This window comes from Pseudomonas sp. UMAB-40 (assembly GCF_900095275.1).
GTDB classification, from domain to species: domain Bacteria; phylum Pseudomonadota; class Gammaproteobacteria; order Pseudomonadales; family Pseudomonadaceae; genus Aquipseudomonas; species Aquipseudomonas mandelii_B.
In genome coordinates this window covers 1-5,888 of record NZ_LT607596.1, presented here as the reverse complement: position 1 = coordinate 5,888, position 5,888 = coordinate 1, and the positions used below count along the sequence as shown (strand labels likewise).

Annotated in this window: 1 protein-coding gene; it reads left to right on the top strand. The window is 62.3% G+C overall.

What is annotated here, in order from left to right:
- On the top strand, window positions 1–5,888 hold a 5,888-nt coding region (locus tag K0F88_RS31840; RefSeq protein WP_374039768.1), incomplete at both ends, for an immunoglobulin-like domain-containing protein.

Genomic DNA, 5,888 nt, shown 5'->3' with positions numbered 1-5,888 from the left:
AACGGCAGCACCGTCAGCACCACCATCACCGGGACCACCGGCGGCAATTTCGAGCAGCTGACTCCGAGCACCGAGCCGGCGCTGACCACCATTACCGACTCGAAGGACGACACCGGCCTGAGCCTGTCGGCGTCCACCGAAGTGGCCGAAGGTGGTCAGATTCTGTACACCGCGACCCTGACCAATCCGGCTGGCACGCCAGTCACCGTCACCCTTTCGAACGGCGCGGTGATCACCATCGCGGCCGGCGCGACCAGCGGCTCCGTCTCCGTCAAAGCGCCTGCCGATGACGTCTACAAAGACGCCGGCAAAGTCGAAGCGACCATCCAGGACGCCAGCGGCGGCAACTTCGAGAACCTGGTACCGAGCACTGTTGCGGCAGTGACTGACGTGACCGACACCCTCGATACCTCGACCGTCAGCTTGACCGCGACGTCCACTGTGGCTGAAGGCGGCACTGTGGTTTACACCGCGTCCGTCACTGCGCCAGTGACCGGCTCGCCAGTTGTGGTGACCTTGTCCAACGGCCAGACCATCACCATTCCGGTTGGCGCAAGTTCGGGTAGCGTGAATTTTGTTGCACCAAACGATGCCCTCGCGGGCGGCAGCTCCTTGAGCGTCAAAATCGACGACGCCAAGGGCGGCAATTACGAGAAGCTGGATGTCGACGGTAAATCGGCGGACACCTCGGTCACCGATTCGGCTGACACCACAACGCTTAGCCTCACAGCAACCGATTCGGTCGCTGAAGGCGGCTCGATCGTCTACACCGCGAACCTGACCAATGCCGCCGGCACGCCAGTGACCGTCACCCTGAGCAACGGCGCCGTGATCACCATCGCTGCCGGTGCCACCAGTGGTTCCGTGACCGTCAAGGCACCGGCCGATGACGTCTACAAAGACGCCGGCAAAATCGAAGCGACCATTAAGGACGCGACTGGCGGCACCTTCGAAAACCTGGTCAAAGACCCGGCGGCTGCGATTACCGATGTGACCGACACCGTCGACACGTCGACGGTCAGCCTGACTGCGACTTCGTCCGTGGCAGAAGGCGGCACCGTGGTTTACACCGCGTCCGTCACTGCGCCAGTGACCGGCTCGCCAGTCGTCGTAACCCTTTCGAACGGCCAGACCATCACCATTCCAGTCGGTTCGAGCAGCGCCAGCGTGAACTTCGTTGCGCCGAACGATGCCCTCGCGGGCGGTGGTTCGCTGAGCGTCAAAATCGACGACGCCAAGGGCGGCAACTACGAGAAACTGGATGTCGACGGCAAGTCGGCCGACACCTCGGTCACCGACTCGGCCGACAACACCACGCTTAGCCTGACAGCAACCGATTCGGTCGCTGAAGGCGGCTCGATCGTCTACACCGCGAACCTGACCAATGCCGCCGGCACGCCAGTGACCGTCACCCTGAGCAACGGCGCCGTGATCACCATCGCTGCGGGTGCGACTACCGGTTCCGTGACCGTCAAGGCACCGGCTGACGACGTCTACAAAGACGCCGGCAAGGTCGAAGCAACCATCAAGGACGCCACTGGCGGCAACTTCGAAAACCTGGTCAAAGACCCAGCGGCAGCGGTAACTGATGTCACCGACACCATCAACACCTCGACCGTCAGCCTGACCGCGACTTCCTCTGTCGCCGAAGGCGGCACCGTGGTTTACACCGCATCCGTGACCGCGCCAGTTACGGGTTCGCCAGTCGTCGTAACCCTTTCGAATGGCCAGACCATCACCATCCCGGTCGGATCGAGCAGTGCCAGCGTGAACTTCGTTGCACCGAACGATGCCCTGGCGGGCGGCGGCTCCTTGAGCGTCAAAATCGACGACGCCAAGGGCGGCAACTACGAGAAACTGGATGTCGACGGCAAGTCGGCCGACACCTCGGTAACTGATTCTGCGGACGCTACGACTCTGAGCCTCAGCGCGACGGATTCCGTGGCCGAAGGCGGCTCGATCGTCTACACCGCTAACCTGACCCACGCGGCCGGCACGCCGGTCACCGTCACCCTGAGCAACGGCGCCGTAATCACCATCGCCGCCGGTGCCACCAGCGGCTCCGTGACCGTCAAGGCGCCAGCCGATGACGTCTACAAAGACGCTGGCAAAGTCGAAGCAACTATCAAGGACGCCACTGGCGGCAACTTCGAAAACCTGGTCAAGGACCCGGCCGCAGCGGTGACCAGCGTCACCGACACCCTCGACACCTCGACCGTCACGCTGACCGCCACAAGCACCGTGGCTGAAGGCGGCACCGTGGTTTACACCGCCTCGGTCGGCGCACCTGTCACCGGCTCGCCTGTGGTCGTGACGCTGGCCAACGGTCAGAGCATCACCATTGCAGTCGGCGCCAGCAGTGGCACCGTCAACGCCGTGGTCTCGAACGATGTGCTGAGCGGCCACGCGCCGGTGAGTAATTCGATCACCAACGTCAGCGGTGGCAACTACGAAAATCTCGTCGCCGATAAAACCCCGGTCAGCACCAGCGTGACCGACACCGTCGACACCACCACCCTGTCGCTGACTGCCACCGGCAACGTCAACGAGGGCGGCTCGATCGTTTACACCGCGACCCTGACCAACCCGGCCGGCACTCCGGTCACCGTGACCCTGAGCAACGGTGCCGTGATCACCATTGCGGCCGGCAAAACCACTGGCACCGTGACCGTCGACGCGCCGAAAGACGACGTCTACAAAGACGCCGGCAAACTGGAAGTCACCATCAAGGACGCCGCTGGCGGCAATTTTGAGAACCTGGTCACCAGCCCGAATCCGGCCGTGACCAACGTCGCCGACACCACAAACACCACACAATTGACCCTCAGCGCAGACAAGTCTGTGCTCGAAGGTTCGCACATCACCTACACCGCGACCCTGACCAACGCCGCGCAAACCCCGGTGACCGTCAAGCTGAGCAACGGCGAGACCATCACCATCGCAGCCGGCAAGACCAGCGGTTCGGTCACCGTCGCAGCGCCAAGCGACGACGTCTACAAGGATGCCGGCAAGCTAACCGTCAAGATGACGGACGCCAGCGGTGGCAACTTCGAAAAACTCGACATCAGCAAGACGTCCGTGAGCACCACCGTCAAAGACACGGTGGACACGACGTCCCTGTCCCTGTCGGCCAGCCACACCGTGAGCGAAGGTGGCCAGATCACCTACACCGCCACCCTGAGCAACCCGACGGACACGGCGATGACCGTGAAGTTGAGCAACGGCGCAGTCATCAACATCGCCGCCGGCGCCACCACCGGTTCGGTGAACTTCGCTGCACCGGCCAACACGCCGTACATCGACGGCGGCAAAATCCAGACAACGATTGCCAGCCACAACGGCGGCAACTTCGAAAAAGTCGTCACCAACTCTTCCCCGGCGGTCACCACCGTCACCGATTCGACCGACACCACTGGCCTGAGCCTGAGCGCCACCGGTTCGGTCGCCGAGGGTGGTTCGATCGTCTACACCGCGACCCTGACCAATGCCGCTGGCACTGCAATGACCGTGACGTTGAGCAACGGCGCGGTCATCAACATCGCCAAGGGCGCCACCACCGGTTCGGTGAACTTCGCCGCCCCCAAGGATGACGTCTACAAAGACGCCGGCAAAGTCGACGCCAGCATCACCAAGACTACCGGTGGCAACTTCGAAAACCTGGTGGCCGACAAAACGCCAGCGGTCACCGACGTTACCGACACCATCAACAACAGCACTGTCTCCCTGACCGCCACGGCCAGCACGGTCGAAGGCGGCACCGTGGTTTATACCGCGTCGGTCAATGCGCCAGTGACTGGTTCGCCGGTGGTGGTTGAGTTGTCCAACGGCCAGTTCATCACCATCCCGGTCGGCGCCAGTTCGGGTAGCGTGAATTTTGTTGCACCGAACGACGCCTTGGCGGGCGGCGGTTCGCTGAGCGTTAAAATCGACGGCACCACCGGCGGCAACTACGAAAACCTGGTGGCGAACCAAACCCCGGCGGTCACTTCGATAACCGATGTCAAAGACACCACCACCCTGAGCCTGAGCGCTTCGGATTCGGTGGCTGAAGGCGGCTCGATCGTCTACACCGCAACGCTGACCAACGCTGCCGGCACGCCGGTCACCGTGAACCTGTCGAACGGCGCCGTGATCACCATCGCGGCCGGCGCGACGGTCGGCTCCGTGACCGTCAAGGCGCCAGCCGATGACGTCTACAAAGATGCCGGTAAAGTTGAAGCGACCATCAAGGACGCTTCTGGCGGAAATTTCGAAAACCTGGTTTCCAGCCCGGCGGCTGCGGTCACCAATGTGACTGACACCGTCGATACATCGACCGTCAGCTTGACGGCCAACAGCAGCGTGGCCGAAGGCGGTACCGTGGTTTACACCGCGTCCGTTACCGCTCCGGTGACCGGCTCGCCGGTGGTTGTGACCTTGTCCAACGGCCAAACCATCACCATTCCGGTTGGCGCCAGCAGCGCCAGCGTGAACTTCATTGCGCCGAACGACGCCTTGGCGGGCGGTGGTTCGCTGAGCGTCAAAATCGATGACGCGAAGGGCGGCAACTACGAGAAGCTGGACGTCGACGGCAAGCCGGCAGACACCTCGATTACTGATTCCGCAGACACCACCACCGTCAGCCTGAGCGCTACCGACTCGGTTGCGGAAGGTGGCTCGATTGTCTACACCGCGACGTTGACCAATGCTGCCGGCACCCCGGTCACTGTGAACCTGTCGAACGGTGCCGTGATTACCATCGCGACCGGTGCGACTGTCGGCTCCGTGACGGTCAAGGCGCCTGCCGATGACGTCTACAAAGACGCCGGAAAAGTCGAAGCGACCATCAAGGATGCCAGCGGCGGCAACTTTGAAAACCTGGTCACCAGCCCGGCAGCAGCAGTTACTGAAGTGACTGACACGATCAATACGTCGACAGTCAGTCTGACGGCAACTTCCTCTGTCGCCGAAGGCGGCAACGTGGTCTACACCGCTTCCGTCACCGCGCCAGTCACCGGTTCGCCCGTCGTCGTAACCTTGTCCAATGGCGAAAAAATCACCATTGCCGTCGGCGAAAGCAACGCCTCGATCACCGTCAAAGCACCGAACGATGCTGTGGTCGGCCACGAGCCGCTGACCAACGCCATCAAGGAAGTCACGGGTGGCAATTACGAGAACCTGGTCGCCGACAAGACCCCGACCTCGACCGCCATCAGTGACACCCTGGACACCACCAAAGTGACCATGACCGCCAGCGACTACGTGGTCGAGGGCGGCACCATCACGTACACCGTCAACCTCAGCAATGCCGCCGGCACGGACATGACGGTCAAACTGAGCAACGGCGAGAGCGTCGTGATCAAGGCCGGCGACAAGTCGGGCTTCATCACCGTCCCGGCGCCGAGCGATGACGTCTACAAGGACGGCAGCAAAATCACCGTCGGCATCGCCAGCACTGACGGCGGCAACTTCGAAAAACTCGACGTCAGCAAGACCACGCACACCACCACCGTCAACGACACCGTGGATACCACCACGCTCAAGCTCAGTGCCGATGTGAGCACCGTCGGCGAAGGTGGTCAGATCACCTACACCGCCACGTTGAGCCATCCTGCCGACACGGCCATGACCGTGACCCTGAACAACGGTCTGGTGATCAACATCAAGGCCGGCGAGTCCAGCGGTTCGGCGCCGTACACCGTGCCGAATGACGTCTACACCGGCGCCACGCCGGTCCGGGCGGCGATTGCAGACAGCACGGGCGGCAACTTCGAAAAACTCGATACCGACCGCTCGGCCGTCGTCACCAAAGTGACCGACAGCGCGGACGCCACGACGTTGAGCTTGAGTGCTACTGATTCGGTGGCTGAAGGTGGCTCGATTGTTTACACGGCGAACCTGACACACGC